This is a genomic window from Sphingobacterium detergens (genome assembly GCF_003610355.1).
Lineage (GTDB): Bacteria > Bacteroidota > Bacteroidia > Sphingobacteriales > Sphingobacteriaceae > Sphingobacterium > Sphingobacterium detergens.
The window spans coordinates 482,384-508,684 of sequence record NZ_RAPY01000003.1 but is presented as its reverse complement, the minus strand read 5'-3'; the positions used below and the strand labels follow the sequence as shown (position 1 = coordinate 508,684).

Annotated in this window: 23 protein-coding genes; 15 read left to right on the top strand and 8 right to left on the bottom strand. The window is 41.8% G+C overall.

Features of this window, described 5'->3' with window-relative positions; all coding sequences use genetic code 11:
- The first annotated feature begins 99 nt into the window (after positions 1 to 99).
- The 8 genes from DFQ12_RS17705 to DFQ12_RS17670 all read left to right on the top strand — a co-directional run bounded on the left by DFQ12_RS17705 (position 100) and on the right by DFQ12_RS17670 (position 10,185).
- A complete protein-coding gene (locus DFQ12_RS17705; protein WP_120260555.1) occupies positions 100 to 1,527 on the top strand; it encodes an L-serine ammonia-lyase in 1,428 nt (475 codons plus the stop codon).
- 74 nt (positions 1,528 to 1,601) lie between these two features.
- Complete coding sequence (locus DFQ12_RS17700) at positions 1,602 to 2,408, top strand: MBL fold metallo-hydrolase (protein WP_120260371.1); 807 nt, start codon at positions 1,602 to 1,604, stop codon at positions 2,406 to 2,408.
- A 764-nt stretch (positions 2,409 to 3,172) separates the two neighbouring features.
- Positions 3,173 to 3,889 (top strand): DUF4198 domain-containing protein, encoded by a 717-nt coding sequence (locus DFQ12_RS17695; protein WP_120260370.1) that lies wholly within the window; start codon positions 3,173 to 3,175, stop codon positions 3,887 to 3,889.
- A gap of 91 nt (positions 3,890 to 3,980) precedes the next feature.
- Positions 3,981 to 6,416 carry a TonB-dependent receptor gene (locus DFQ12_RS17690; protein ID WP_120260369.1) on the top strand — a complete coding sequence of 812 codons (2,436 nt, stop codon included), beginning with the start codon at positions 3,981 to 3,983 and terminating at the stop codon, positions 6,414 to 6,416.
- 30 nt (positions 6,417 to 6,446) lie between these two features.
- On the top strand, positions 6,447 to 6,779 hold the full coding sequence (locus tag DFQ12_RS17685; protein ID WP_120260368.1) for a hypothetical protein: 333 nt from the start codon (positions 6,447 to 6,449) through the stop codon (positions 6,777 to 6,779).
- 10 nt (positions 6,780 to 6,789) lie between these two features.
- Complete coding sequence (locus DFQ12_RS17680; RefSeq protein ID WP_120260367.1) at positions 6,790 to 7,068, top strand: hypothetical protein; 279 nt, start codon at positions 6,790 to 6,792, stop codon at positions 7,066 to 7,068.
- 6 nt (positions 7,069 to 7,074) lie between these two features.
- Positions 7,075 to 8,721 (top strand): PepSY-associated TM helix domain-containing protein, encoded by a 1,647-nt coding sequence (locus DFQ12_RS17675; protein ID WP_120260366.1) that lies wholly within the window; start codon positions 7,075 to 7,077, stop codon positions 8,719 to 8,721.
- A gap of 681 nt (positions 8,722 to 9,402) precedes the next feature.
- Complete coding sequence (locus DFQ12_RS17670) at positions 9,403 to 10,185, top strand: hypothetical protein (protein ID WP_120260365.1); 783 nt, start codon at positions 9,403 to 9,405, stop codon at positions 10,183 to 10,185.
- A 4-nt stretch (positions 10,186 to 10,189) separates the two neighbouring features.
- Here the strand turns inward: DFQ12_RS17670 and DFQ12_RS17665 are convergent, their stop codons facing one another.
- Both DFQ12_RS17665 and DFQ12_RS17660 read right to left on the bottom strand, forming a co-directional pair.
- On the bottom strand, positions 10,190 to 11,605 hold the full coding sequence (locus DFQ12_RS17665) for an aminotransferase-like domain-containing protein (RefSeq protein ID WP_120260364.1): 1,416 nt from the start codon (positions 11,603 to 11,605) through the stop codon (positions 10,190 to 10,192).
- Positions 11,606 to 11,607: 2 nt separating this feature from the next.
- Positions 11,608 to 11,976, bottom strand: a complete 369-nt coding sequence (locus tag DFQ12_RS17660) for a hypothetical protein (protein WP_120260363.1) — start codon at positions 11,974 to 11,976, stop codon at positions 11,608 to 11,610.
- A gap of 186 nt (positions 11,977 to 12,162) precedes the next feature.
- On the opposite strand from DFQ12_RS17660, the gene DFQ12_RS17655 reads away from it, so the two are divergent.
- Together DFQ12_RS17655 and DFQ12_RS17650 are read left to right on the top strand one after the other, a co-directional pair.
- A complete protein-coding gene (locus DFQ12_RS17655) occupies positions 12,163 to 13,743 on the top strand; it encodes a Na+/H+ antiporter (protein WP_120260362.1) in 1,581 nt (526 codons plus the stop codon).
- 76 nt (positions 13,744 to 13,819) lie between these two features.
- Positions 13,820 to 14,458: an NAD-dependent epimerase/dehydratase family protein gene (locus DFQ12_RS17650; protein ID WP_120260361.1), complete on the top strand. Its 639-nt coding sequence runs from the start codon at positions 13,820 to 13,822 to the stop codon at positions 14,456 to 14,458.
- Between the two features lie 30 nt (positions 14,459 to 14,488).
- Here DFQ12_RS17650 and DFQ12_RS17645 read toward each other — a convergent pair whose 3' ends face one another.
- Positions 14,489 to 15,037 (bottom strand): YcxB family protein, encoded by a 549-nt coding sequence (locus DFQ12_RS17645; RefSeq protein ID WP_120260360.1) that lies wholly within the window; start codon positions 15,035 to 15,037, stop codon positions 14,489 to 14,491.
- Between the two features lie 313 nt (positions 15,038 to 15,350).
- Between DFQ12_RS17645 and DFQ12_RS17640 the strand changes: the two genes are divergently transcribed.
- Positions 15,351 to 15,581, top strand: a complete 231-nt coding sequence (locus DFQ12_RS17640) for a hypothetical protein (RefSeq protein WP_120260359.1) — start codon at positions 15,351 to 15,353, stop codon at positions 15,579 to 15,581.
- Entirely contained in the window at positions 15,565 to 15,855 is a 291-nt protein-coding gene (locus DFQ12_RS17635) for a type II toxin-antitoxin system RelE/ParE family toxin (protein WP_120260358.1), read from the top strand. Before DFQ12_RS17640 ends, DFQ12_RS17635 begins: the two co-directional genes overlap by 17 nt.
- A 180-nt stretch (positions 15,856 to 16,035) precedes the next feature.
- Here DFQ12_RS17635 and DFQ12_RS17630 read toward each other — a convergent pair whose 3' ends face one another.
- Positions 16,036 to 17,724 carry a HEPN domain-containing protein gene (locus DFQ12_RS17630; protein WP_120260357.1) on the bottom strand — a complete coding sequence of 563 codons (1,689 nt, stop codon included), beginning with the start codon at positions 17,722 to 17,724 and terminating at the stop codon, positions 16,036 to 16,038.
- Positions 17,725 to 17,767: 43 nt separating this feature from the next.
- Complete coding sequence (locus DFQ12_RS17625) at positions 17,768 to 19,003, bottom strand: hypothetical protein (protein ID WP_120260356.1); 1,236 nt, start codon at positions 19,001 to 19,003, stop codon at positions 17,768 to 17,770.
- Positions 19,004 to 19,110: 107 nt separating this feature from the next.
- Here DFQ12_RS17625 and DFQ12_RS17620 point away from each other — a divergent pair, with 107 nt between their 5' ends.
- From DFQ12_RS17620 to DFQ12_RS17610, 3 genes are all read left to right on the top strand, one after another.
- Positions 19,111 to 19,524, top strand: a complete 414-nt coding sequence (locus DFQ12_RS17620) for a hypothetical protein (RefSeq protein WP_120260355.1) — start codon at positions 19,111 to 19,113, stop codon at positions 19,522 to 19,524.
- Between the two features lie 202 nt (positions 19,525 to 19,726).
- Entirely contained in the window at positions 19,727 to 20,098 is a 372-nt protein-coding gene (locus tag DFQ12_RS17615; protein WP_120260354.1) for a hypothetical protein, read from the top strand.
- Positions 20,099 to 20,298: 200 nt separating this feature from the next.
- Positions 20,299 to 21,519, top strand: coding sequence for an SH3 domain-containing protein (locus DFQ12_RS17610; RefSeq protein ID WP_147420440.1), 1,221 nt, complete (start codon positions 20,299 to 20,301; stop codon positions 21,517 to 21,519).
- Positions 21,520 to 21,643: 124 nt separating this feature from the next.
- Here the strand turns inward: DFQ12_RS17610 and lipB are convergent, their stop codons facing one another.
- The 3 genes from lipB to recG all read right to left on the bottom strand — a co-directional run bounded on the left by lipB (position 21,644) and on the right by recG (position 26,268).
- Entirely contained in the window at positions 21,644 to 22,339 is a 696-nt protein-coding gene (lipB, locus tag DFQ12_RS17605) for a lipoyl(octanoyl) transferase LipB (RefSeq protein WP_120260352.1), read from the bottom strand.
- 58 nt (positions 22,340 to 22,397) lie between these two features.
- Positions 22,398 to 23,588: a GTPase HflX gene (gene hflX / locus DFQ12_RS17600; protein ID WP_120260351.1), complete on the bottom strand. Its 1,191-nt coding sequence runs from the start codon at positions 23,586 to 23,588 to the stop codon at positions 22,398 to 22,400.
- Positions 23,589 to 24,162: 574 nt separating this feature from the next.
- Positions 24,163 to 26,268, bottom strand: a complete 2,106-nt coding sequence (gene recG, locus DFQ12_RS17595; RefSeq protein ID WP_120260350.1) for an ATP-dependent DNA helicase RecG — start codon at positions 26,266 to 26,268, stop codon at positions 24,163 to 24,165.
- Positions 26,269 to 26,301: the final 33 nt, after the last annotated feature.

The window sequence follows — 26,301 nt, the reverse complement described above, 5'->3', positions numbered from 1 at the left end:
TAATGCAAATACAGGTAACATTGTACACTTATTTGTGCTAATTTAGATGCGGTTTTCACAAAAGCTATGAAAAGCGAGCTAACCGCAACAATAAAGATTATGAGCAAAGAACAAATATCCGTTTTTGATATGTTTAAGATTGGTATCGGACCATCCAGTTCGCATACCTTAGGTCCTTGGCGTGCAGCCCAGCAATTTACCCATGTCCTCAAGACAAAAGGTGTATTGAATGAGGTCGATCAGGTCAAGATTTTGCTTTATGGATCTTTAGCCAAGACCGGTGCTGGACACGGTACAGATATCGCTGTTCTGCTTGGACTGAGTGGCGATGATCCCGTTACCTTCGATGTGGATCAGGTGACACCAAAAGTGGCGCATATCAAAGCGGTAGGCGAACTGGAGGTTGCAGGTGAGCGCACGATCCCATTCTCCTATCAGGAAGACCTCCTGTTTTTGTACACGGAGAGTTTACCCTTCCATCCAAATGCCGTTACTTTTCAGGCTTTCCTGTCAAGTGGTAAAGCCATTACCGAAACCTATTATTCAATTGGTGGAGGCTTTGTCGTTCAGGAAAATGATACTGAAAGTGTATTATCCGAAGTGGATCTTCCTTTTCCGGTGGATACCGCGCAGGAGTTGCTACACTGGACGATGAAAACAGGCTTAAAGATATCAGAACTTGTCCTTGAAAATGAGTGTGCATGGCGGGAGGAAAGTGAAACTGTTGCCGGAGTCCTGAATATCTATAAGACGATCTATGAGTGTATCTATCGTGGCTGTCACACTGGTGGTACACTGCCAGGAGGCTTGAATGTGGAACGTAGGGCTGCAAAATTAAATAAAAAATTGATGCAGGGGCGTAGCTACCAAGATTATGAATCATGGATAACGGCAATTCGTGAAGGTGGACAGAATTTTCAATATATCCTAGACTGGGTAAGCTGTTTTGCGCTTGCTGTCAATGAAGAAAATGCTTCTTTTGGACGTGTTGTTACCGCTCCTACCAATGGTGCTTCGGGGGTTATACCAGCCGTTTTGCAGTATTATATTACTTTCCATGATGGTATGCGAGAAAATAGAATTGTGCAGTTTATCCTAACAGCTTCGGAGATCGGATCCATCTTTAAAAAGAATGCGACTATTTCGGCTGCTATGGGTGGTTGTCAGGCAGAAATTGGGGTATCCTCAGCAATGGCTGCCGGTGCGCTGACAGAAGTGCTGGGCGGATCACAACGGCAGGTGCTGATGGCTGCGGAGATCGCCATGGAACACCATCTCGGATTGACCTGTGATCCGATCGGAGGACTGGTACAGATCCCTTGTATCGAACGCAATACCATGGGGGCGATAAAGGCGATTACAGCAGCGCAGCTGGCTTTACAGTCAAATCCTGACAAAGCCAAAGTAAGCTTGGATACTGTGGTCAAAACCATGTGGGAGACCGCTTTGGATATGAATGCCAAATATAAAGAAACTGCAGACGGCGGCTTGGCAGTCAATATTCCATTGAGTTTGCCGGAATGTTAGGGGTCAACTGAGTCTTCTTGTTTTTTGTATCTTTGCTGCAGTAGAATATATATACTCATAATTAGTGTACGCGAATGAAATATTGTGCAATCGCCTCCGGAAGTAATGGAAACTGTTATTATATCGCCAAAGATGATTCGGCGATCTTAATTGATGCTGGTATCAACAGTAAGCATATTCATCTCCGGATGTATAATCTCGGGATTATTCCGACACAGATTAAGGCAATTTTCATTACACACGAACACTCCGATCATATCCGCGGATTGTCAGTTTTTGCAAAAAAATACAATCTGCCGGTATATATCACGAAGGGAAGTTATGAAGGATCCAGACTACATCTACCATCCCACCTGGTCAATATCATTGCGCCCGATGAGGAGGTTGAAATCGGGGGGCTTAAAATTTATGGAATCCCCAAATATCATGATGCAAAAGAACCCTGTAGTTTCCTTGTCTCTGATGGAGTTCATAATATCGGTGTGCTGACCGATATTGGACGGCCCTGTGAAAATGTGCAACATGTGATCCAACATTCGGATATTCTCTTGCTGGAATCCAATTACGATGAGGATATGTTGCATACGGGAAGATATTCCTATTTTTTGAAGAATAGGATCAGCAGCGGGTGGGGGCATCTTTCCAATCGTGTTGCGGTTGAATTATTCAATCAATATAAAACCGATCGTCTCAAACATCTGATCTTAACACACCTTTCCGGTGAAAATAATACAGTTGATCTTGTTCATGCGACATTTGAACCCCATTGTGAACATATCAAACTTCATGTGGCTACGCGTTATCAGGAAACGGAATTGTTTGATATTACCCAGATCTTAAATAAACAAACGGTTTCATCACCGACGGTCTGTCTTGGTTAATTAAACTAAGCACTGCTTCTAATAAGGTGACCGTTACTCATGCGGTCAATCACCACTCCGAATAAACTCAACATGACTCCTGATAAAATCAACGATCACTCTAACTTTTTTGCTGATACTGATCCGCTATGGGAACTGCTAAATAGAGAGATGGTTTCATTGTCGACAACCTGCTTCGGAAAATGAATGCATCCGCACCTCATATAGTCGATCACCAGTCCGAATAAAGTCGACCGCTACTCCTGATAAAATCAACCGCTACTCCTGATAAAATCAACGATCATTCTACTTTTTTTGCTGACACCAATCCGCTATGGGGCACCCTAACGGAATGAACTAAAGAAACCGTCCGGATGATTTAATTAATCAAGATCTTGTAAGTTCTTGTTTTACAATTGGATTTCGTGAAAAAATCGTAGAAAACTCCAGAAACGAAAAAATTAAAATATAGTTGATATCCAAATAATTCCTTTTATATTTGCTTTGTTTTTAATCAGTCTAAATTATTTAACAAGAATTTGCTGGTCTAATTAAAGACAAAAACACCATGCAATAGACGGCAATCTATCACATGGCGAAAAGCTACAGACAGCGGCAACTGTCTCTAGTTGACTGAAGCAGCTCGCTGCTCCAGTTGCTTCCGATATAGGATATGGAAGAACTTGCAAGATAACGAAATTTGCGGTTTTATTCGTTAACCGTTTTTTTTACCTGTAAGCTCCTCCATAATAAGTTGAAAAACTATACGCATCAATCAACATATTATGAAAATTTTAACATCACTCTTTGCATTCCTTACAGTATTGTTTTACTGTAACAGCAGTTCCGCTCACGCACTTTGGATAGAATCCGCTCCTCATGGTACAGTCAATCAGTCGCATGAAGTAAAAGTCTATTATGGTGAATATGTTACCAATGAAAGAGATCAGATTGAAAAATGGTATTCTGATGTGAAGGATTTCACCTTGTTATTGTATGTTCCGGGAAAAGCCCCTGTTAAAGTACAATTGACCAATAAAGGAGATCATTTCAGCGGTTCATTCCAACCAACTGAGCAAGGAACTTACTTTTTATCGGTCGTAAAGGCACCTAAAGATCTGGGTGGCCAGACAAAATATGAGTTTTCCTCACTAATGCCCGTTGTCATTGGCAAATCAAGCAAATTGGACTATAGCGCATTAAAAAATCCGTTACAGGTTGAGTTGCTCAATTCAGCAAATGCAAAGAAAGGCGCTAGCTTACAGGCTAAGATAACCAGCGAAGGAAAAGTTGTTCCAAATGCCAAGGTATCTGTTTTCTCGTCCACAGGCTGGGGAAAAGAATTTGTAGCTGATGCCAATGGTGTTGTTACCTTCGATGCCCTTTGGGCTGGTGCTTATGTACTCGAAGCAAGTACATTTGTCGAAAAGGCAGGTGAGCATGAGGGAAAACCCTATGCATCGTCTTGGCAGGGAAGTACAACCTTTTTTGCCGTAAAATAAAAATTGATACCTACAACTTAGATGGATTCATTTTAAATCTCACATTCAAAATGAATCCATTCTTTATTACATATCTACCAGTGAAATACGCATGAATAAAACTTTATCCTTTCTAGCCATTCCGATGATCAGCTCAGTTTTTTCTGTGGCGCAGGCGCAGAGCAAATTGAAGATTGACGGTATCCTTGTCAATGAAAAATCCGAACCTATTTCGGGTGCAACAATTAAACTATCGAATACAGGTGTGACTACCAGTACCGATAGTGAGGGACACTTTACTTTTTATAAACTTGCTCCGAATACTTATACGATCGAGATCAAAGCATTTGGTTACAGCAAACATACGATAACAGCAGTCCTTAATGGAGAAGACAGTCGTCTGGGACAGATTAAGCTCAGCAACCAGTCTGAGTCTATCGATGAGGTTGCCGTTTATGGAAAATATTATCAGAACTATAAATTCGACAGCATATCCGGATCACTACGTTTAAAGACACCTATTTTGGAGCTGCCGCAAAATATCCAGGTAGTTTCTTCAGATCTGATGGCCGATCAACAGGTTTTCGACATTGTTGATGGCATCACACGTAATATCAGCGGTGCAACACGTCAGGGACACTGGGACAATCAATACGCCAATATTCGCATGCGCGGATCCAAGATCCCTGCTTTCCGTAATGGTATGAATATCGAGGCTTCATGGGGACCTACCGCAGAGGATGTATCCATGATCGAACGTATCGAGTTTGTCAAAGGTCCAGCGGGTTTTATGCTTGCTAGTGGTGAGCCGGGAGGTTTCTACAATGTTGTCACCAAAAAACCAACAGGCCATACCAAAGGATCCGTGACACTCAATACCGGAAGTTTTGATCTATACCGCGGCGCTGTCGATTTGGATGGAAAGATTACCAAAAGCAATAAATTGATTTACCGCCTGAACGTTGCAGGTCAGAAAAAAAAGTTCTTTACCAAATACAATAATAGTGATCGTCTTGTCATCGCTCCGGTGTTGACTTATAATATCGATTCGCTGACGGCGATAACAGCCGAGTATACTTTCCAGGGATCGTCTTATTTGACCAATGGAAACTATACGTTCTCACCAAAGGGTTTTGCTGACCCAGGTATTGCCAACGACTTTTTCTATGGTGATCCAGGGATGAAACCCGGTAAACTGCGAGATCATAGCGCCTATCTTTATTTTGATCGAAAACTTAGCCAAAAGTGGAAATTCCATGCGCAAGCCGCTTATTTTAATTTCGATATGAAAGCAACCAGTACCTGGTTGGCTTATATGACTGCCGAAGGCAATATGCCACGTACTTATAGTATCGCCGATGAGCATGGCGAAAATAAATTTGGACAGTTCTCTTTTAATGGGGAAGAGCGCACGGGAAATATCAGACATCGGATTTTGGCCGGAGTGGATTATGGTAATAAAAAATTCTGGGGTGATTTTAGAAGTTTGCTGCCCGAGGACCCCATTACAAAATTGAGTGTGATCCCCTGGGATCCGTTAAATGTCTATAATCCCGTTTATGGCATTCCGGAATCCGTTTTCCCAGAAGCTGACCGTTCATTGAGCATTAAGGAACGGGCAAAGAGCCAAACGTATATTACAAACTCATCATATACTTCCTTCTATGTCCATGACGAAATGGCTTTCTTAAGTGAGCGCCTGAAATTATCTTTGGGATTACGTTTTACCTCATCCAGTGTGGTTTCAAAAACAGATGCAGATCCTACAAAAGATAAGGTATGGAGCCCACGTGTGGGATTAAACTATTTGGTGACTCCTTCAACAAGTGTTTATGCCCTGTTCGATCAGTCCTTCGTACCTGTCGCGGGAACCGACTGGGAAGGCAATGCTTTCAAGCCTATACGCGGTAACAGCATGGAAGCTGGGGTGAAGAAGGAATGGGCTGGCGGAAAATGGATTTCTACATTAAGTGCTTACCAAATCAAACGAAAAAATGCGACCGTTCCCGATCCGGATCCTTCTCATGTTGTGGGTAATACTACATTTCAAATACAATTGGGTGAGACAAAAACAAGAGGTATAGAATTTGATATCACCGGTGAAATTGTGAAAGGTTTAAATGTCAATGCAAACTATGCATTGACGGATTCGAAAGTCTCCAAGGATACAAGAGCAGAGAACGTAGGAAATATCACTCCTAATACGGCAAAACATACAGCAAATGCATGGGTAACCTATCGTCTACAGCAAGGACCATTGAAAGGACTAGGTTTTATAGGTAGTGTACAGGGTATGTTTGACCGCGCTATTGGCACGACGAAAGAGTCTAATTTCAAGAACTACCTACGCAATGATGCTGGTATTAGTTACCAGTATAAGAGGTATAATGTTTCGTTGATGGTCAACAATGTACTCGACAACCGGAAGCTAATGACTTCAGGTTCGACAGGAGGGAGAAATGCAAAGATTACGGAAAGCGTTGCTTACTACACTTATATTGTTGAAGAACGACGCAACTTCCGTCTAGGTGTAACCTACAAGTTTTAATTAAGCGATTCTATATAAATCATTTATACGATGTATAGCACACTTTTAATAATTATACTTATTGGCGCTTACCTCTTTTACAACAGCAGCAAAAAAGTGAAGTTCCAGCATAGATCCGAGTGGTTGAAAAAGCTTTGCGCGCAGACTCAGTCTGTGCGTATCTTGAGTATTGGTCTGCTACTTTTACCATTTGCGGTAATCCTTTATGTACAGGGTTTTGGTGCTGGATTCTTTGCTTTTTTTGCCTATGTCATGTGCATGATGAGTCTTGTCGTTTTATTGAACCCTTACCGTTATTTAACAGGGTACCAAGTTCTCGGATTGTATGCCGTCAGTCTCTGTGTTGAATTTTTGATATCCTAATTGATTTCTTATGCCAGCAAATAAAAAATACCTGAGTTCGCCCTTGCAACGATTCCTGAAGATTACGGCCGGATTTATCGGCGGTTATGTTGTTATGCTCTCTTTTCATGTATTGTTGACTAACATTTTTGAGAAAAGAGATGTTGTGATGACTGCCGGATTTACAGGTTATCTACTTTGGGCGGTTCTGATGCTCCTGGCTTTTCTTTCCAAAAGCGGATGGAAAATATGGGGAATTTATTTACTCTTGGCGGCGGTTTTTTCGTTGCCTTATTTGTTAAAGATGTAATCAATCATGAACAACAGAAATTACAATATCTATTTTAATACCCATACCATCAGTGGCATTATCATCTGTGCGCTCCTGTACGTGATATTTTTTGCAGGTTCCTTTGCATTTTTTAGAAATGAGATTGCAGCCTGGCAAAATAATGCGTCGTACAAAACATACAAGGAAAACCATCAGAGCTTTGACAAGCTTCTGGATTCTCTAAAGGGTGAAGCCAACCTCCATGGGCGTGATATCAACTTCTATATGCACCGGGAGGGGACTTCTGCTTATGTGGGGTACACCGCGTCAAACGACACGATACTCAATAAGGAAAATCTATCCAAGATTACGCCTGAACAGAAAGCGGAAAAAAAGAAAGGCCGGAGAAGGAGAGGTGGAGATGATGATTCGAAAAATTTCACCTATAATTTTGTCAATCAAAAAGTAGGAGACTATGCGCAGAACTATGATATGGGCGAGTTTTTATTCCGCTTACATTTTCTGGCCCAACTCAATCAAGTACCCATTAGCGTAGGAATAGCGCCGTTCGGATACCTCGTTGCCGGAATTACAGCCTTTATCTTTTTATTTGCATTGATAACAGGGCTATTATTGCATTGGGACAAATTAGTGTCGAACTTTTTCGTGTTTAGGCCATTCAGCAAATGGAAGACTGTCTGGACAGATATGCACACCGCCCTAGGGGTGATTGGGTTCCCTTTTCAGTTTATTTTTGCCGTTACAGGTACATTTCTGATTGTTAATTCAGTTTTGGCATTGCCTTTCAGCAAATTGCTGTACGATGGTGACCAGCAGAAAATGTATCAGGATATTGGTGTATCCGCTAAGGAGGACTACGCGTATAGCTATAAATCTCTAAACAAGGATGTGAAAATCGCTCCTTTCTTGGATATGGCAAAGACAAAGTGGCCAGAAAGTGAGTTCCTGCGTATTGTCGTAAAAAACTATGCGGATTCAAATATGCATGTTATCATGGAGCTTGAGCCGCATTTTAACAGCAGCTTTGCCGGATCTGGAATATTGACCGTGAAGGTGGCCGATAATAAAATTGTAGAAGAGAAATCACCCTTAACAGGGGCGAGCTATGGGGACTATGTCCGCAGTATTATCTACCGTTTGCATTATGGCGACTATGGTGGATATCCGCTCAAAATGGTCTATTTTATCTTGGGAGTAATGGGCTGTCTGGTTATTATTTCAGGAATTCTGATCTGGTTGGTTGCACGGGATAAAAACAATGTCATTCCAAGAAAACGCAAATTCAACTTTTGGGCTGCTAATGTTTTTACGGCGATATGTTTGACGATGCTCCCGGTTACAGCGATTACATTTATTGCGATCAAAGTCAGTCCTAAAGTTGATCAGGACTTTATTTATCGGGTCTATTTTTACGCATGGTTGCTGCTGTCACTTTACTATATCATTCGTCGCAGTATAAGAAGGACAAATCGCGAAACGCTATTGGTTGGAAGTATCCTTGCATTTATCGTTCCGATAGCCAATGGTCTGGTGACACATAATTGGCTTTGGAAAACATTTGTTGACGGTCAACGTGATTTATTTATTGTCGATTTTCTTTGGTTGATGATTGGTATCATCGGACTATTGGCCTTCTATAAGACAAAAAAATTCTTTCAAAAAATTCAGTAATTAGAAGGCGTCCTAAAAGGACGCCTTTATTATTTGGGGGACTTTAAAAAGCCCTTTTTGCTATTTTATACGCTAAGATTTCGCACCTAAAAGCAGAAATACTTAGGGCAAAAGATATAATTTCAAGTCATATATTGCATGTCGTTGGGTACCTATAGATTACGTGTTATAAAATATATTTGAGGGGCTGCTTGAATAAAGCAGCCCCTCACATATATAAGATACCGCTAAAGCGCTAATAAAGTACTTTTCGCCTTATACAATTTGGGAGGAGCTACGATACTGGACGGGTAGCGCGTTTTCGCTGATCTGTTGCCCCTTGTTCGATAGTTGTTCGGAGATCCTTCGGGTGGGCGTTGCGACTGCTTCGGGACTGCGTTGGGACAACGTCGGGTTTGGTTTGACTGTTCTTCGACTGTTGTTTGCCCTGCTGTCGATGATTGACCGAAGCTGAATCGACCAAATGTCAAGCCATTACCGAGGCAGTCCCAAGGTTGGGGCGAAGCATGTACGGAGCGTACTCGAATGTTGTTGGCACTTGAACGGACTTGAGGGGACTTTAAGGGAGTTGAAGGGACTTTATGGATCTTAGCTATCTTGGTCGTATGTGTTGTTAAAGGGAGTGTTGTTTAATTCATACGATTATTGTATTTTTAAAGTATACCAATTTAACTTAATGGGATGAGAAAATCTTCCGGCAAGAGTAAAAAAGAACGCAAGCGAGGGGACGCTTATGAGCTGAGTGAAAATAGCAAGTTAACAGGGCTTGATTTTACGTACAACTGTAATTTGGCGAGCCGATTGTATCAGATTTTAAAATCGATTTTACGAGTCGCCTGTGAGCGTAGTACCTATTTACGGTTACAAAATGTACTATATGAGGCCGTACGTAATGATCGGGAGCACGATCTCGGGAGCTTACGGCTCGGGTATGGATCAGTAATCCCCTTGAAAGGTTTTCGGTATTCCAAACGGGTCAGTTGGAACAATTTCTTTATGAATCACCCAGTCGTACATTTTGATGAAGCCCAGCAACAAGTTCAGGTTCAGCTCCATTTGGTGGGTATCCGTAAATTTGAATTAATCCATGAAAGACTAGTTAAAATAGACATAAAAATATATTGTGTGGTGATTAAACTAGATGATCGCAATACTATATTTTACCATAGCAGTAAAACCTTGGAGCTAAGAAAAGAAGATCACAAAGTGAATCGTGGAATTACTTTTGCACTGGAGGACTGCAAAGATGCTGTTATTTTATGCCTAGCGACAGTTAGGTGTTGGTTGACGACCCCTGATGGGCGTGAAGAATTTATGTCCAACGGTGGGACCTTGATGACTGGTGAAATTTTCGATGCGCTCCTGATCCGTAGAGGTAAGCATACGATATTCCCCGAAGAAAAATCTGATAAACTGCCACCGCCTATTTTACCAAGTCACGATGATGAGGTTGACTGGGATTAACCGATTAGATGACGGCTTTAAAAAAGCGGCCCAATCGCATTAGGTCGTTCGCTGTCTTTTCGTTCCAATCGACGGCATAGTTCAGTCGGATACAATTTTTGAATTGATCATGTTGGGTAAACATTCGGCCTGGAGCAAAGCTCAATTTTTGTTTTAGCGCATAATCGTATAGTACCGTAGAATCAATTTTTGGATCCATTTCCAACCAGAGCACAAAACCACCTTCGGGCTGTGACATTTTGGTGTTCTCGGGAAAATGGGCCTCGATACTGTTTCTAAAATTGATGTAATTGCTATACAGCTTCTTTCTAAAGGTGTTGAGATGATGGTCATACCTTCCGATTTGAAGGAACTTGGCCACTGCTTCCTGATAAATAGCCGGCTGCGAGATGGTCTGGATCAGCCGTTGTTTGAGGATCTTGTCTTTGTACTGTCCCGGTTCGACCCAACCGATCCGAAAACTTGGCGCCAATACTTTGGTGACAGATCCGCACCACATGACTAAGCCTTCCTCATCAAAGTATTTACAGGGCTTGGGTCTTGAGCTTCCGAAATAAATATTTCCATAAAGATCATCTTCGATCAAGGGAATATGATGGAAAGCGAGGAGCTTGACAAGTTCTTTTTTATGTTCATCGGGCATCAGCGCACCCAAAGGATTGCTGAAATTGGAGACAAAGCAGCATACATCGATTTTATGGATTACTTTTTTCAGGGCGTCCAGTTCAATACCTGTAATGGGATGTGTCGGAATCTCAATTGTCTTCAATCCCAATACCTGAAATGCCTGAATAAAGCCAAAATAGAGGGGACTTTCCACGGCAATGGTATAACCGGGTTTTGTAACCGCACGGAGACAGCTATAAATGGCATTCATGGCACCCGAAGTGATAATCAGATCTTCGTCGCTTATTTTTCCTTCCAGTACGAGCGACCATTTGGCAATCTCTTTACGTAAAGTCGGACTACCCTGTACCTGTCCATACTGATCGCCGTAATCGTGCAGTTCGTGTACTGTCTCCAGGATACATTTATTGAGCTTTTGAATGGGGAGCAAAGAAGGACTGGGCAGTCCCAAAGAGAATCGCGTAATTTCCTTATCCTCCAACGAGTGAAAAACTTTATCAATCAATGCCGCGGGATCTTGCTTCTTTTCGTCAATCTTAAATGTTGAGATCGACGGTATGGACATCCGGCGTTGGCCGGCCAGACTGACAAAAAAGCCAGATTTGGGGCGAGACTCAATCAGCGATCTGCTCTCGAGTTCCATGTAGGCGCTTTTTGCCGTATTTAAGCTCACATTATACAATTTTTGTGCGCTACGGACAGAAGGAAGGCGGTCACCGTAGGTCAAAGAGCCATTTTTGATCTGGTTCTCTACGATGTTTGCAATTTTTTTATACAATTGTTGCTGCTCCATACTTATACTAATTTACTGTTTCCCTTTGGATTTACCCAATTATGGAAATGACGGATTCCCCTTTTTAGTGCTTCCTCGTCGCCAAACATATTTAGAAGTTGTTGTTCGTAATAAGCCTGCGCTTTGCGCTTAAATACCGTTGATAAGTCTTCCGAAACTTCAGTTTGATAAGAAATTTCAACAGTAAGGCTGTTGTTTTCGGAGACCGTAGCAGAAGAAACAGCTGCTATTTCTTCGTTTTGCGCAAGCAAGAGAAAGGGCATGTGCAGCAAGTTTTTGTTGCTCACTTCGGACTGAACCTTTTTTAGTAGGGAGAGATCAGAGAGATCAACCTGTCTGATGGAATACGATTGATGTGTTGAAGTCGACATGGCAATAAATCTTTTTTGCTAATTTAAGAAGGGTACAGGCCGAATTTGAGGTACAGAATTAGGGTAAAACTAGGGTACAGATGAAAAAGTAAAAAATATGACCGGGAGTTGGTGGTTTTTAATTTCCATTTAAGATATTTACAAGAGTTAATGATATGTCTCAAGACCAATAAATTATGACAGCCTATGCATAACTTGTTCCCGCTATTTATCGCCATGATTACGGCCATCGTTCTACTTGAAATGCTGGCAACGAAACTTCGGGTTGCTTATCCCATTTTACTGGTTTTGGCGGGCTTGATTGTCAGTTTTATTCCAACATTACCCGTTGTTACGATCGACCCGGATGTTATTTTTCTGATTTTCCTTCCACCCTTGCTATGTGAGGCTGCATGGTCGATTTCGTATAAGGAGATGAAGAAATGGTGGCGTATTATTGGAAGTTTTGCCTTTTTGGTGGTTTTCTTCACCGCACTATCTGTTGCGGTAGTTGCCAATCATTATATTCCTGGTTTCACGCTCGCAATGGGATTTCTGTTGGGGGGTATTGTTTCCCCGCCAGATGCGGTCAGTACGGGGGCCATTATGAAGTTTGTGAAAGTTCCAAAATCTACTTCTGCAATCCTGGAAGGGGAGAGTCTGCTGAACGATGCTTCCTCTTTGATTATTGTCCGTTTTGCACTGATAGCCGTGGGTATGGGGCAGTTTGTATGGCAGGAGGCAGCGGTATCGTTTATCTGGATGTTGATCGGTGGAGTAGGTATCGGTGTTCTGTTGGGTTGGTTTTTTATTCAGGCACATAAACGCTTACCGACGGATGCACCTTCGGATATCGCACTGACCTTGATCGAACCCTATTTTATGTACTGGATTGCGGAGCAGTTTCACAGTTCTGGGGTGCTGGCTGTGGTTGCGGGAAGTCTGTTGATGTCCAACCAGCGGCTTAAATTTCTGAACAGTACCAGTCGTGTGCGGGGGCTGAGTGTCTGGGAGAGTTTTGTGTTTATCCTGAATGGGATTGTATTTTTTATTATCGGTCTTGATCTCCCAGAGATTGTGGCCGGCTTGCGTGCAAATGGCACTTCGCTGCGGGAGGCGATCGGTTACGGTCTTTTGGTGACGGCAGTCCTTATCCTTGCCCGCGTGATCAGCGCCTATGCTGCAATGATTGCGACACTTATCTTTCGCCCAAGTGTTGCACCTAGGGCACGGTCTTCAAAACAACGTTTCTTTATGCCACTTTTACTGGGCTGGACAGGAATGCGGGGAGTGGTTTCCTTGGCAGCTGCGCTTTCCATTCCTTTGGTCATGAATGGTACTGTGATTCCGCAGCGACATCTGATTCTATTTATCACCTTTGTCGTCATTCTCTCAACCCTTTTGGTTCAGGGACTCACTTTACCCTATCTGATCAAGCGAACGAAGCTCTTTGATATCGTTCTTGCTGAGGCGCCCGAAGAGGTGGCCAAACAGCAGATGAAGCAAGGCTTAAAACAGCATGTCTATCAGTTTCTCAAAGATAAATATGAGAAAGAAGAACATAATCGGGAGGCAATGGAGAGGATCCTGCGACATTGGGAGGAAAAAGTCAATGCTGCAGATGATTCGTGGATGAATGAACGCACGAAAGTGATTTTCATTGAATTGTTGGATGTGCAGCGCGAATATCTGGAAAAATTGAACTGTGAGTCGGAGATTGATGAGGATCTCATCCGTTCGCAGCTCTATCAGATTGATTTGGAGGAAGAGCGCTTGCGCATGATATAATGCCATGGTATCCCATTGATCTGAATAAATAATAATAATTGTAGCCCTTTGGGCTTGGTACATAAGTTGAATTGCGATGAAAGTTATAATAACAGGGGCCACCGGAATGGTCGGAGAAGGTGTTTTATTGGAATGTCTTCAAAATAATAAAGTAGAGGCGGTATTGAGCATTTCACGTCGTACTGCTGATATACCACATCCAAAGCTAAAGGAGCTTTTGGTGAAGGATTTCACGGATCTTTCCGAAGTTGAGGCGGAGATACGGGGCTATGATGCCTGTTTTTATTGCGCAGGTGTCAGTTCCGTTGGCATGAAAGAAGATAAATACCGCTATATCACCTATGATACGACATTGGCATTTGCAAAATCGCTTTTGAAGATCAATCCCGAAATCAGCTTTATCTACGTGTCCGGGGGGAGTACGGATAGTACCGAGCAGGGGAAGGTGATGTGGGCAAGAGTGAAGGGCAAGACGGAGAATGATCTGGCGAAATTGCCGTTTAAGAAGGAATACAATTTCCGGCCGGGCGGAATGACCACCGTTGCAGGACAGAAACATGCCAATCCATTTTCATTTGTTGCCAAGATTATAAAATTCTTTGCCCCTTCGGCGGTGTTGTCCCTACATGAGGTGGGGCGGGCGATGATTCATGCTGTGGAGCGGGACGATGTGAAAAATATATTGGAAATCAAGGATATCAGGGCTTTGGCTTAGTTTAGGCATGGACATGGGGTCTTTCGATCGTTATTTCCATTTCCAGTCTAGTTCTTCCTGATAGGCGATATGAAGGCGTTGGCTAAGCTCTACCAGGAAAGCTTTAAATTTGGCTGTATCTTCGATCTGCTGTTTTGGAAAAAACAGTTGATCGGCCATTTTTAGTTTGATAAAAAATGCGAAGGTCGTTTCAGTGATATATTCAAACTGATCGTATTGATATTTGGACTCCATTTGTGTACTTTTGATCTGGAGATAATTATCTTCAAAGCTGATTGTGTGTAAAATGCCGATCCGATTTTGAAATTCGGGACTTTTGACATATTTGGTGAAATAGCGCTTGTAGTATATCCCAAGATATTTTGGGAAAAACAGAAATGCGATTATGCTGACTACGATAATCAGAATGGCCAGTTGACGTTCATAATAGAAAAACGGGACGGCAAGTATCAGCATAAGCAGCATAAACATGAAACGTGATTTTTTGCGTGCTTTAATTATTTGGGGTGATTTGGACATGCTGAACAGCAATGCATCCAGTTGATCTTGCTCGGAAAGGGTTAGTTGAAGTTCTTTCATGACGTAAATGTATTAAATTGATGAGATAATCGGAATATTTCCGATTATCTGCAAATAATTTGACATGTCTTTTTAACAGCTTACTATTTTTCCAAAGTAATTTTCAATCTCTTCGTTGTATTTTTCGATAAATAGCTTTGTAAGTTCCGTAATCTTATAATAGCGGATCGACCTCCTTTATAATCGGCAGAGATTCATTAAAAAGGGGATCCCTATAGGTTGAGGTTTGTATATATAAAAGTCGTATTATGATCGCAAATAGATTTTGGAAATTTAGTCGTATATTTGAGTTAAGTGTTTAATTTTTATACGAATGACGACTATTACTGCTGAAATATCGAATAAGAAGGATGTCAAGGTGCTAAGGGAGATTCTTGATCGTTTTGGTATTAAATATCAAATTAATGAGGAGTCTGGGACAAATACTTTTTCTGCTGAACAAATAGCATCTTTTGAAAAATCTCAAAAGGAATTTTTAGATGGAAAATCTTCTGCGAGAGATTGGAAAGACATCAAAAAAAATCTAGATGGCCTATACGCTTAAACTTTTAAAGCGGGCTGAAGATGAACTACATCATTCATGTGAGTGGTATGATTCTCAAAAACGAGGATTGGCAAGACAGTTTCTCAAAGAACTAGATTTGCAGTTCAAATTTATCGTAAAAAATCCTGAACTATATCAAATTCAAGGCCAAGGAAATTTGAGGTTCTCACCTTTGAAGAAGTTTCCTTTTGTGGTTATATATTGGTTTGATGAAGGTATGAAAATAATTTATGTTGTTTCTATATTTCATACCAGTAGAGAGCCGATAATATAAGGTTGGGATTGGTCGCGAGCGAGCTTCCAGTGCTTGACGAAACTCAGTAAGAATCATGCTATTCACCAAAAGTAATGCTTTTTGGTGAGTTCATTCACTAAAAAGCATTACTTTCAGTGAACGGGGTGGTAGGATTTGGATTCCGAGATTGATTAAATGTAGCCTGATGTATACAGATATTTACTCTATTTTCTCGACCTGAATAGCACTTGCTATTTTCCCAAAGTAATCTTCCATCTCTTGGTTACATCTTTCGATAAATAACTTTGTAAGTTCCTGTAATCTTATAATGGCGAATGGATCTCCCTTATAGTTGGCGTTATACCTAAATTCCTGCTGGGCTTTGATAATTTCTTTAAACAGTTTGACATGGTCGCTGTTGTTGAGACAAAAGGTCGCGTGCGCTTCGGGAACAATTAATCGGCATAGGTTCATTAAAAAGTGGAGCCCAACAGTTTGAGGTTTGTATTGTAGAACAGTACTGATAACACCGAGACAGGTTTGTTCTAAAACTTGTGATAACGAATGATATCCACCTTCGATGCAAAAAAGCCAATTGTCTTCAAAAGCATTGTAGATGCAGCGGGCGTTATTGTAGCGGTTTCGCCATTGTTGACGAGCATAATCCAGGTCGAGTTGAGGAGCAGTGATGCTGTCAGGTTTGATATTTTCAATTATCGCATTTTGAAACCAGATATCACCGACTTTTATTAGCGATAGAAAGAAAGGATTGCCTTTGGAAAGTTTTTTGATAAAATGTGTTGTTTCTTCAGTGACCAAGGTCAGTGACACATTTTTCGGCAGGAGATCCATTGTCTTCTGTTGTAGGTTGGCGAGGTCTGTATTTAGGCTATCATATGCAATAAAGAGGTAATAAGCATGCGTTATCTGATCTTTTTTATTGTTTTGGAGCAGACTATTGTACTTATGTTGATCGGAATGATAACCGAAGCAGGCAACCAACGAAGGGGTGCAGTGTAACTCCAGCGTATTTAAGATTAGATCGCGGTAGTTGCTGTTACATTGATTTGTGTTGTAAATAACAGTGTTATTTTTGGATTTTTCAATCTTCCTGTGCTGGATTTGTTTTGGGCTAAGTTGTTCTCTAATTTCTTCGAATAAAAGATTGGAATAATCGTAGATCCAGTTTAATGCATTTATAGCAATTTGATAAGCTGTTTCTAGTACGTCTTTGTTGATGGTATAGTTCTGATTATAGCGGTATTGAATATAGACTTTCTCAATCTTATTAAGCGCTCGTTTTTTTTCGTCCGTATCCACTAAGTTGGCTAATTTGGAATCAAACGTTTTGAGATAATTGATATTTACTTTAAGCGAATGTGATTTTTTTTCATCACTTATCAACATGTTTTCTGCTGCTCGGAGTGAAAGTTCAATAGCTTGATGGAGCATAAATGCTGCATGTGGATGGTCTTTTTGCTCCAGATAAAAGTTATAGCCATCAATAAAAGACTGGATCTTGGTTTTCTCTTTCGTGATATACACTTTAGTCTTCTCAATGATTTGCTCGGCAGAATCATTGGGTACTACAAGTTTTGTTTCCTGTGCTGGATTTTGATAAATGCGGTTCCGGGGTTGACAGATGAGGTAGGTTCGCCCCAGTCCTTGGGTGATTTTCTTTTGTATCTCACGAGGGAAGTGTAAATTGAAATAAAGATTGGGGTAGCAGCCAATTGCCTTTTTAATTAGATTACGTGCTTTGTCAAAATGGATACCTGAATCTGATGAAAGATTGATCTGTAGCATCTGATATTTTTTGCCATCGTGGGCATAGGTCCATTGATAGATTTCATCAACGGGGACGATACAAAGTATTGCCTCGATAATAGGTGTGAGTGTAGTAATCATAACTAGGTGTTAATTAATAGTTGTATTTATTCTTACGAATTTCCTAAGCAATCGACTTGGTGAATATTATCTCATCTTTATTGGCGAGGAGATAGCAAAGTTCAATCAGTTTTTGAAAGTTGAAGAGGAATTCACGGATATCCAACTCCCCATAGTATAAATTGCCTTTATCCAATATAAATCCTCTTTGAATAAGATCTGTAATGTTGTCGCGCCAATCAACAATTGGATAGGTAAATAGCATTTTAATGAGATGATACTCTGGATAACTCGTTTCGAGCAGTGATAGAGCAGTGAAATTTCCAGTTCTATTTTTATCCCGGAACAAATAATATGAGGAAACCTCTTGATGTGGAGTTAATGTCATTTCGGCATCTCTATCAACAAACCCAAAAATTTCCTCATATAAAATATCTAGGAGTGTTATCGATTGCGTGAATAGCCAAAACCTACTTTCTGGAATATATACTTCGAATGCCTTATCCCAGTTTTTAAAGTTTTTTTCTGCTGAAACATATAAACCGTTAATGAAGGCCTGCCAGTCATGCAAATCTTCCCCACCCAGAATGTTTTTGATTTTTTGGATGGTTTTCATCTGATGTGGACTTTTCTCAATTTCAGTGGGAAGTATGTTGATCTTTTTTGAGGTTGAGGCCTCTGCCGTCAAATTTTCGGGAATTTCGTTATTTACATTTTCTTCTTCGTGAGTTTCTGGGGTACTTAGAAGAGTTCCATCTTCGTAGATCTTTTCGAGAGAAATCGCCAAAAGCATAATAAATTCTTTTATAGCTAAGATTTCATTGCCGTTATTGCCTAGAAATCCGTTATCTCTGTCTCCTAAACTTATCCATAAATCATCTAGAATTTTGTACCATTTTTGTAGAGATTGATAAGAAAAAAATCGACGAATACCGCCTGTCGGTGATTCAATATTGCTTACCGATGAGTCTGCTGCTAATTTGTAATTCCAGTAGTCTGAATCGCATTTGTTGAATTTCAAAGGTTGTTTTATTTTTTTTAGTTTGCATTTCCTAAAAATGACATACGCAAGTTCTACCTGTTCAATTAACTTTTTGGTAAGATATCCGAAAGAGGAATTTGGAGGGTTCATTTTTGAATTTGAAGCCGCGTTAATTAACATATTTAGGTCGGCTAACCAACTACTTATATCCGTTTCGTTTTCAAAAAATTCAATAAGATATTTCAGCGGATCTTCAATATACTTCTTGCTTAAATAGCGAAAATGTTTCGCTTTTAGTTTCTTTTGCGTATTTTTCATGCTAGGAATGTTTTTTGGTTAAATAATGTGTTTATAATTATCAATGGTAAAGCTAATTTAAGCACTAATTTTCGATAAAACAAATTTTGTATTGATAATTATTGATTATGAGTTCTTTTTTAACGAGAATTAAGGTTATTGCTGATAGGGAGGGGTTAAGTGTAACAGCATTTGAATCGGCTATTGGAGCCAGTAGAGGCGTATTTACACGTGCACTTAGCAATAATACTGATGTTCAGGCTAAATGGCTGATTAGTGTTGTCGAAAAATATCCGGAATATTCCTCCGAGTGGTTATTGAAAGGAGAAGGAGAAATGCTTAAGCCTGTTTTAGCTAAGGAAGATGAAGAAACGTATCTAACTCCTGAATTGGAAAGAATCACAAACGGGGAGATTAATACGTTAAAGCAATTGATTTCGTCACAAAATATCACTATTAAATCTCAAGAAAAGACAATTATATCATTGGAGCGATTATTATTGTCGTTGGAGCGTGAGATTGAATCGCTACGGAACAAATAGATTCTAACCATAAATTTTTGTTTTCTTATCCGAGACGGGAAGCTACTTGGTTATTGTTTGCATGGGAATAAGTTGTTCAATCGCTGTGAGATCAATAGGAATTAGCGGGTCTCGCTTTTTTGCAGAGATAAGCTCCTGCGCAAACGGGAGATTTGGTTTGTTGTTTGGTTTAAAATAATAGCGTCTTAAAAGTAGAATAATTGTGAACGTAAAAGAACGCGTATTGCTGATCGCTGAAAAAAAGGGCATCAGTAAAACTGAATTTTTTAAAGATGTGGGGCTCTCCTATGCCAATTTTAAGGGCGGTCAGAAAAATACAGCGCTGAGTTCGGATGCAATGATTGCGATATTGACTCGCCATCCGGATATTAGCCCTGCTTGGTTATTGATGGGCGAAGGCAAAATGATGCGCGCTGCGGAAACCGTTAGCCCTGAACCACAGATGGCCGCGAGCAGTTCCGAAGGTTCGTCCGTTTCCAAACAATTGGTCGCTGCGCTAGAACAGACGATCAAAGCGCAGGAAAAAACAATTTCCGCTTTGGAGGGACAGGTGGTACTGCTGAATCGTAAATAAAATCCAAAATAAGATCAACCCTTCGTTCGCTAAATAGCTGATTATAGCGATTTCCTTGGCCTTCTTTTTGCCTATTTTTGTTAGGTATCAGAGGTGCTGTTGTTATGTTAAAAATGCTGAGCTGCCCTTAGGGATGGGGTTCAAGGGATTTAGCCGACTTTGATGAATATCTGCATCGCTATTTAAAGAAATAAAGCTATATGTTTAGAAAAGTATTACTCCTGTGCTGTATCCTATACAGTTGTTTTGTGAACCGAAGCATGGCGCAGCCAGCGGGTGAACGGCCTGTGTATACATCCAAGTGGGGCTATCTCTATCGGGAGGCTGGAAATAACAATGATCCTTTGGGGGTATTTATTACCGAAGCGCCGATTTATCTGCTCGACTCGACAAACATGCAGTATAAGGTGCAGGTCAGCAACGGCGATATCGGATTTATCGACCGACAACCGCTGAAGAAATTCATGGACGGAAAAAAATCTGCTGGTGAGCCCGCTAAGTATTTCTATCGGGGAGTCGAAGGGTACCAGTGCCCGCACTATTATGTGCAGGTGTCCGAATTACGTGTCCGTAAAGCGCCGTCAACGACAAGTACCGCTGTGCGCCGCGCACCGCTCAATGAGTTACTGTGCATTGATTATGTTCCTTTATATCCTGATGGCTGGGTGTATATCGGTGATCATTTTCATGAGAACCCTGAATATGTTCAATTGAAATTTTTGGGTTCCGTCCTGACCTACGATAAAGTACTGAAAGATTATTTGGCGGTAAAAGGTAAGGATCAAGAAAAAGAACTGGTTCAGGTTGGAAGATTGCGGGAGCTGGCCTGGCGGGAGGAGAAAAACTTAAAACAGGCCTTTTCCTATTGGAAGGAATCTTATGCCGCCTATGGGGTGGAAAATCCGAAAGTCGATATTGATTTTGAATTGCTGTTGGCCAGTAAACTGGATAAAAAGCCTGATTTTGAAGCCTATGAAAAGAAAATGAAGGCGCTGAATTTGCATTTTATCTGGAAAGGGGTGTCGCTCGTGGACGGAGAGATCAAGGATGCGCAAATGAACCAATTGAAGATGCAGCGTGTGGCTGAGATACCGGATATGCCCGAATGTGGCTGGGAACCGCGTTATTTTTATAAAACCCCGAATATGATCGTGGCATTCGAAGAAAATTACAAAAAGAAGATCGTCGGAACGGTCTATAAGCTATACTTTACGGATGGTGAGATTTTGGTGATAGGCAATGAGCGTATGGACGCCAATTACACGGAAAGGGATTTTATCAATCATTTTGGCGATATGGTCTCTGCAAATATGATCGAGGAGCCGCATGTATACCGTCTTCAAAATGGCGATGCAGGTCAACTGATCATTACCTTTAAAGATGGTAAATTGTATAGCTACGACTGTATGTACTATTGTTAGTCGACCACAGTAAGACGCTAAATAAAGAAACGTATTCTACAGAGGTTCTCTGTATTTAAGGATAGCATAAACGAACAAGGACCTGCTCAAAACAGGTCCTTGTTCGTTTCTATGATTTCTAATGCTAGATTACTTCCATTTCAAAAAGTCTGGCAATGTGTCCGCGAAGTTTTTCCTTCACTTCATCCATATCGACTTCTTGACCAAGTTCTCGCTTCAATGAGGTCACGTCTTTGTCGTCGATACCACAGGGGATGATATTGCTGAAATAATCCAGGTCTGTATTGACGTTAAAGGCGAAGCCATGCATGGTGACCCAGCGTGAGGCGCGCACGCCCATCGCGCAGATCTTGCGGGCCGTGGGCTTGTCTGGCTCGATCCAGACCCCCGTAAATCCGGGGTATCTCCCCGCCGGAACACCATAATCGGCGCAGGTCAGGATGATCGCTTCTTCCAATGTCCTTAAATAAAGGTGGATATCGGTAAAAAAGTTGTCGAGATCCAGAATCGGATATCCCACAATCTGACCCGGTCCATGGTAGGTGATATCACCGCCACGGTTGATCTTATAGAACTTCGCTTCTTTTTCTTCCAGGCCTTTCTCATCCAGGAGCAGGTATTCTTCGTGTCCGCTTTTTCCTAAGGTATAGACATGGGGGTGGGCTGTGAAAATCAGGTAGTTTGGCGTGTCTGTCGTTGTCGCATTGACCCGATTGTCGTGTTTGACGTCTAATACACCCTTGAAGATGGACTCTTGTCTGTCCCAGGCTTCCTGATAGTCTACAAGTCCCCAATCTTGGAACTGCACCACTTTATTCATTGCTTATTTTTTTAAGAAGACGGATCGTCAGTAACGATCCGCCCTCATGTTTGTCAAATTAATACAACAGGTTGTTGTATGGATAACGTTCATTGTGCATCTTCACGATGATATCGTAAAGTTTCTGTTTGAACTCTTCGATATTTGTCTTGTTTGTTGCAGATAGGAAGATCGCCGGATCGGAATTTTTCGCCATCCATGAATTGCGGAAATCATCCAATGTAATCTCTACCTCTTCACCATCGTGTCCCTCTTCAACAGCCGGTTTGTACAAGTCAATTTTGTTGAACACTGTAATAACGGGCTTATCTAAAGCTTTCAGATCTTTCAATGTCTCATTCACCGCCTGAATATGGTCTTCAAAGTTAGGGTGTGAGATATCCACCACGTGGATCAGCACATCTGCTTCTCTGACTTCATCCAATGTAGATTTGAAACATTCCACCAGGTGATGCGGTAATTTGCGGATAAAACCTACCGTATCGGACAACAGGAACGGAAGATTGTCGATAACGACCTTACGTACCGTAGTGTCCAGCGTTGCAAAAAGTTTGTTCTCGATCAATACGTCAGATTTGGAGATCATATTCATGATCGTTGATTTACCAACGTTCGTATAACCTACCAGAGCTACGCGGATCATCTCGCCACGGTTTTTGCGCTGGGTTTCATTCTGCTTGTCAATCGTTCTCAGTCTTTCCTTGAACAGCGAAATTTTGTCCAAGATAATCCGTCTATCGGTTTCGATCTGCGATTCACCGGGACCACGCATACCGATACCCCCGCGTTGACGCTCCAAGTGAGTCCACAAGCGGGTCAATCGTGGTAAGAGGTATTGCAATTGCGCCAGTTCCACCTGGGTTTTTGCCTGTGCAGTTTTCGCATGTCGGGCAAAGATATCCAGGATCAGATTGGAACGGTCTAAGACTTTGCGTTGGAGTTCTTTCTCGATGTTACGTAATTGGGATGGGGATAACTCATCGTCAAAGACAACGATGTCGATCTCTTCGGCTTCGACATAGGCTTTGATCTCTTCAAGTTTTCCGCTACCGACAAATGTCGCTCTATCCGGAAAAGCTAATTTCTGTGTAAACATGCCTTTGGTCTCTCCACCGGCTGTCTGTACGAGAAATTCAAGTTCTTCCAGATATTCCCTTGCTTTTGCCTCAGTCACGCCTTGGGTGATCACACTGACCAAGACGGCTGTTTCGGGTTTTATTGCTGTATCGTGTATTTTAATTCTGGCCATTTTGTACTATTAAGTATATTGTAGCGTATGGAGCGCGTTCAGCTATGTTCATAGCGATCGTCTGCCTCTTATCATACTTCCACTTTTAATTTTTGTTTTGAAAAAGGTGAATTTAAGAAAAACCAATAAGTTTTTTGTGATTTGCTTACCAGGGCAACTCAAAATAAGTAAGCGGTCAGTCGCCATCTTTTGCCTAGTAAAAGAAGGGGATATTTTCTATATCATGTTCATAATGATGCAAAAATAAATAATTTTGATTTTATATACAAATGAATTGAGCGCTGTTCACCCATAAGTTATTTATGACGATCTGTTTACTTTATTTTTGATCATCTGGTCTCAGGGGAAGTGAAATAGTACTTAAAAGCTTGCATGCGATATGCTGTAGTTCCGCGGAACCCTGTTGATAGTCTCCCCTGGAGGATATTGGGAGTTGGATTGCGCCAATAGTTTATTGAATGCCCAACTTATGGAACATTTTTGTGGGCACTGAAAGTGCCATCATCTGGTTTGTACCGAATATATAGCACTTTTTGTTTTGAATTTGAATGCGCCAGTGCTGATTGGTTGATAATCAGGATATCTTGTCCCAGGCAATGCCATCTGATTTTCGGGCCAAAAAGCTTCTGAGTAGATAATTTTTTTCGCTCTGAAGCGTGGGGTCTTCTTTGAATATGGCAATCACAGTGTTTCTACATTCGGTCAATAAGGCCTGGTCTGTTGCCAGATTGGCCATCTTAAGGTCGAGGACACCGGATTGTTGTGTACCGGAGATATCCCCGGGACCGCGTAATTCCAGGTCAACTTCGGCAATCTCAAAGCCATCATTGGTGCGTACCATGGTATCCAGTCGGAGGCGTCCTTCTTTGCTGAGCTTATTGCCGGACATCAGGATACAAAAGGACTGCTCGGCTCCACGCCCCACACGTCCCCGTAATTGATGCAGCTGGGAGAGACCAAATCGTTCGGAGTTTTCAATGACCATGACCGAGGCATTAGGCACATTGACACCAACTTCAATCACAGTCGTTGCCACCATGATCTGTGTTTCGTGTTTCACAAAGCGTTGCATCTCAAAATCCTTATCCTTCACGGGCATCTTGCCGTGGACAATACTGATCTTATATTGTGGGAGGGGAAATTCGCGTTGCAAATTTTCCAGCCCTGCTTCTAGATAGATCAAATCCAGTTTTTCACTTTCTTTGATCAGGGGATATACCAGATAGACCTGTCTGCCTTTGGCGATTTCTTCACGCATAAAGCCAAACATCCGCAGACGGGAGCTTTCAAAGAAATGTACAGTCTTAATCGGTTTACGTCCTGCCGGAAGTTCGTCGATCACCGAAATATCGAGATCCCCATACATGGTCATCGCTAGCGTCCGTGGAATGGGCGTAGCTGTCATGACCAGCATATGCGGTGGGATGACATTCTTGCGCCAGAGCTTGGCGCGCTGCTCTACACCAAAACGATGTTGTTCATCGATAACGACGAAGCCAAGATTCTTGAATTGCACCTTATCTTCAATCAATGCATGGGTCCCGATCAGGATGTCGAGTGTTCCCTCTTCGAGGGCCTGATGGATCAGCCGACGTTCTTTGGTGCCGGTCGATCCCGTGAGCAGCTTGATGCTGACAAGATCATCACCGACGAGCTGTTTGAGTCCATGGTAATGCTGTGTAGCCAAGATCTCCGTCGGCGCCATCATACAGGCCTGAAAGCCATTATCAACTGCAAGCAGCATGCTCATCAGGGCAACCACCGTTTTACCGGAGCCTACATCGCCCTGCACAAGACGGTTCATCTGCGCGCCGGTATTGGTATCGATACGGATTTCTTTAACAACACGTTTCTGTGCACCTGTCAACGGAAATGGAAGTCGCTCATTGAAAAAAGTGTTGAACTTTTCGCCTACCTTATTGAAGCGCTGGCCCCTGAATTTCTGGGTGTTCAGTTGTTTGTTGTTGAGCAGTTTGAGCTGGATGAAAAACAGTTCCTCAAATTTGATCCTTTTGATTGCCTGGTTCAATTCCTTTTGGTTGCTCGGGAAATGAATGGACGCTAAAGCCTGCTGGTGGGAAACCAGTTGGTGTTTTGCCATTATTTCCTGGGGGATCGTTTCTCCGATACTCCGAAATACAGTCTCCAATGCGGTCTGCTGCAACCGTTGGATGCCTTTGGTGTCTAAATTGAATTTTTTGAGTTTCTCCGTGGAGGAATAGACGGGCTGTAAGCTCATGTTGCCCGCCTGTTTGACCTGCGGATTGTACAGGTCCATTTCAGGATGGGTGATGGATAGCTGCCCATTAAATTCACTGGGCTTGCCATAAATGATATAGGCTGAACCTACTTTCAGAGACTTTTGGAGCCAGGGAATAGACTGGAACCAGACGAGCTCCATGGAGCCGGTTTCGTCCTTGAATGAGCCGACGAGCCGTTTAGTCCTTTTCTCTCCCACGAGCTGTAGTGAAACCAGCCGTCCCAAAACCTGTGCGGCCATCATATCGGGGTGCAGCTTCCGGATCTTGTGGAATTCTGTGCGGTCGATATAACGGAAAGGGTATTGGGTTAATAGGTCACCAATGGTAAATACCTGTAACTCTTTCTTGAGCACATCTGCCTTTTGGGGACCTACACCTTTGAGGTATTCTATCGGGGTAATTAAACTTAATTCAGCCATTCTTCTCGAATGGCTAAAATACGAAAAATTTAA

Bases quoted from the DNA above. Each gene is read 5' to 3' on its own strand.
- DFQ12_RS17655 (WP_120260362.1), top strand. From the start codon at position 12,163: ATGCATAACTTGTTCCCGCTATTTATCGCCATGATTACGGCCATCGTT.
- DFQ12_RS17635 (WP_120260358.1), top strand. From the start codon at position 15,565: ATGGCCTATACGCTTAAACTTTTAAAGCGGGCTGAAGATGAACTACAT.
- recG (WP_120260350.1), bottom strand. From the start codon at position 26,268: ATGGCTGAATTAAGTTTAATTACCCCGATAGAATACCTCAAAGGTGTA.
- DFQ12_RS17695 (WP_120260370.1), top strand. From the start codon at position 3,173: ATGAAAATTTTAACATCACTCTTTGCATTCCTTACAGTATTGTTTTAC.
- DFQ12_RS17645 (WP_120260360.1), bottom strand. From the start codon at position 15,037: ATGAAAGAACTTCAACTAACCCTTTCCGAGCAAGATCAACTGGATGCA.
- DFQ12_RS17685 (WP_120260368.1), top strand. From the start codon at position 6,447: ATGTATAGCACACTTTTAATAATTATACTTATTGGCGCTTACCTCTTT.
- DFQ12_RS17640 (WP_120260359.1), top strand. From the start codon at position 15,351: ATGACGACTATTACTGCTGAAATATCGAATAAGAAGGATGTCAAGGTG.
- hflX (WP_120260351.1), bottom strand. From the start codon at position 23,588: ATGGCCAGAATTAAAATACACGATACAGCAATAAAACCCGAAACAGCC.
- DFQ12_RS17665 (WP_120260364.1), bottom strand. From the start codon at position 11,605: ATGGAGCAGCAACAATTGTATAAAAAAATTGCAAACATCGTAGAGAAC.
- DFQ12_RS17690 (WP_120260369.1), top strand. From the start codon at position 3,981: ATGAATAAAACTTTATCCTTTCTAGCCATTCCGATGATCAGCTCAGTT.
- DFQ12_RS17670 (WP_120260365.1), top strand. From the start codon at position 9,403: ATGAGAAAATCTTCCGGCAAGAGTAAAAAAGAACGCAAGCGAGGGGAC.
- DFQ12_RS17680 (WP_120260367.1), top strand. From the start codon at position 6,790: ATGCCAGCAAATAAAAAATACCTGAGTTCGCCCTTGCAACGATTCCTG.
- DFQ12_RS17650 (WP_120260361.1), top strand. From the start codon at position 13,820: ATGAAAGTTATAATAACAGGGGCCACCGGAATGGTCGGAGAAGGTGTT.
- DFQ12_RS17660 (WP_120260363.1), bottom strand. From the start codon at position 11,976: ATGTCGACTTCAACACATCAATCGTATTCCATCAGACAGGTTGATCTC.
- DFQ12_RS17620 (WP_120260355.1), top strand. From the start codon at position 19,111: ATGAGTTCTTTTTTAACGAGAATTAAGGTTATTGCTGATAGGGAGGGG.
- DFQ12_RS17700 (WP_120260371.1), top strand. From the start codon at position 1,602: ATGAAATATTGTGCAATCGCCTCCGGAAGTAATGGAAACTGTTATTAT.
- DFQ12_RS17705 (WP_120260555.1), top strand. From the start codon at position 100: ATGAGCAAAGAACAAATATCCGTTTTTGATATGTTTAAGATTGGTATC.
- DFQ12_RS17675 (WP_120260366.1), top strand. From the start codon at position 7,075: ATGAACAACAGAAATTACAATATCTATTTTAATACCCATACCATCAGT.
- lipB (WP_120260352.1), bottom strand. From the start codon at position 22,339: ATGAATAAAGTGGTGCAGTTCCAAGATTGGGGACTTGTAGACTATCAG.
- DFQ12_RS17625 (WP_120260356.1), bottom strand. From the start codon at position 19,003: ATGAAAAATACGCAAAAGAAACTAAAAGCGAAACATTTTCGCTATTTA.
- DFQ12_RS17630 (WP_120260357.1), bottom strand. From the start codon at position 17,724: ATGATTACTACACTCACACCTATTATCGAGGCAATACTTTGTATCGTC.
- DFQ12_RS17610 (WP_147420440.1), top strand. From the start codon at position 20,299: ATGTTTAGAAAAGTATTACTCCTGTGCTGTATCCTATACAGTTGTTTT.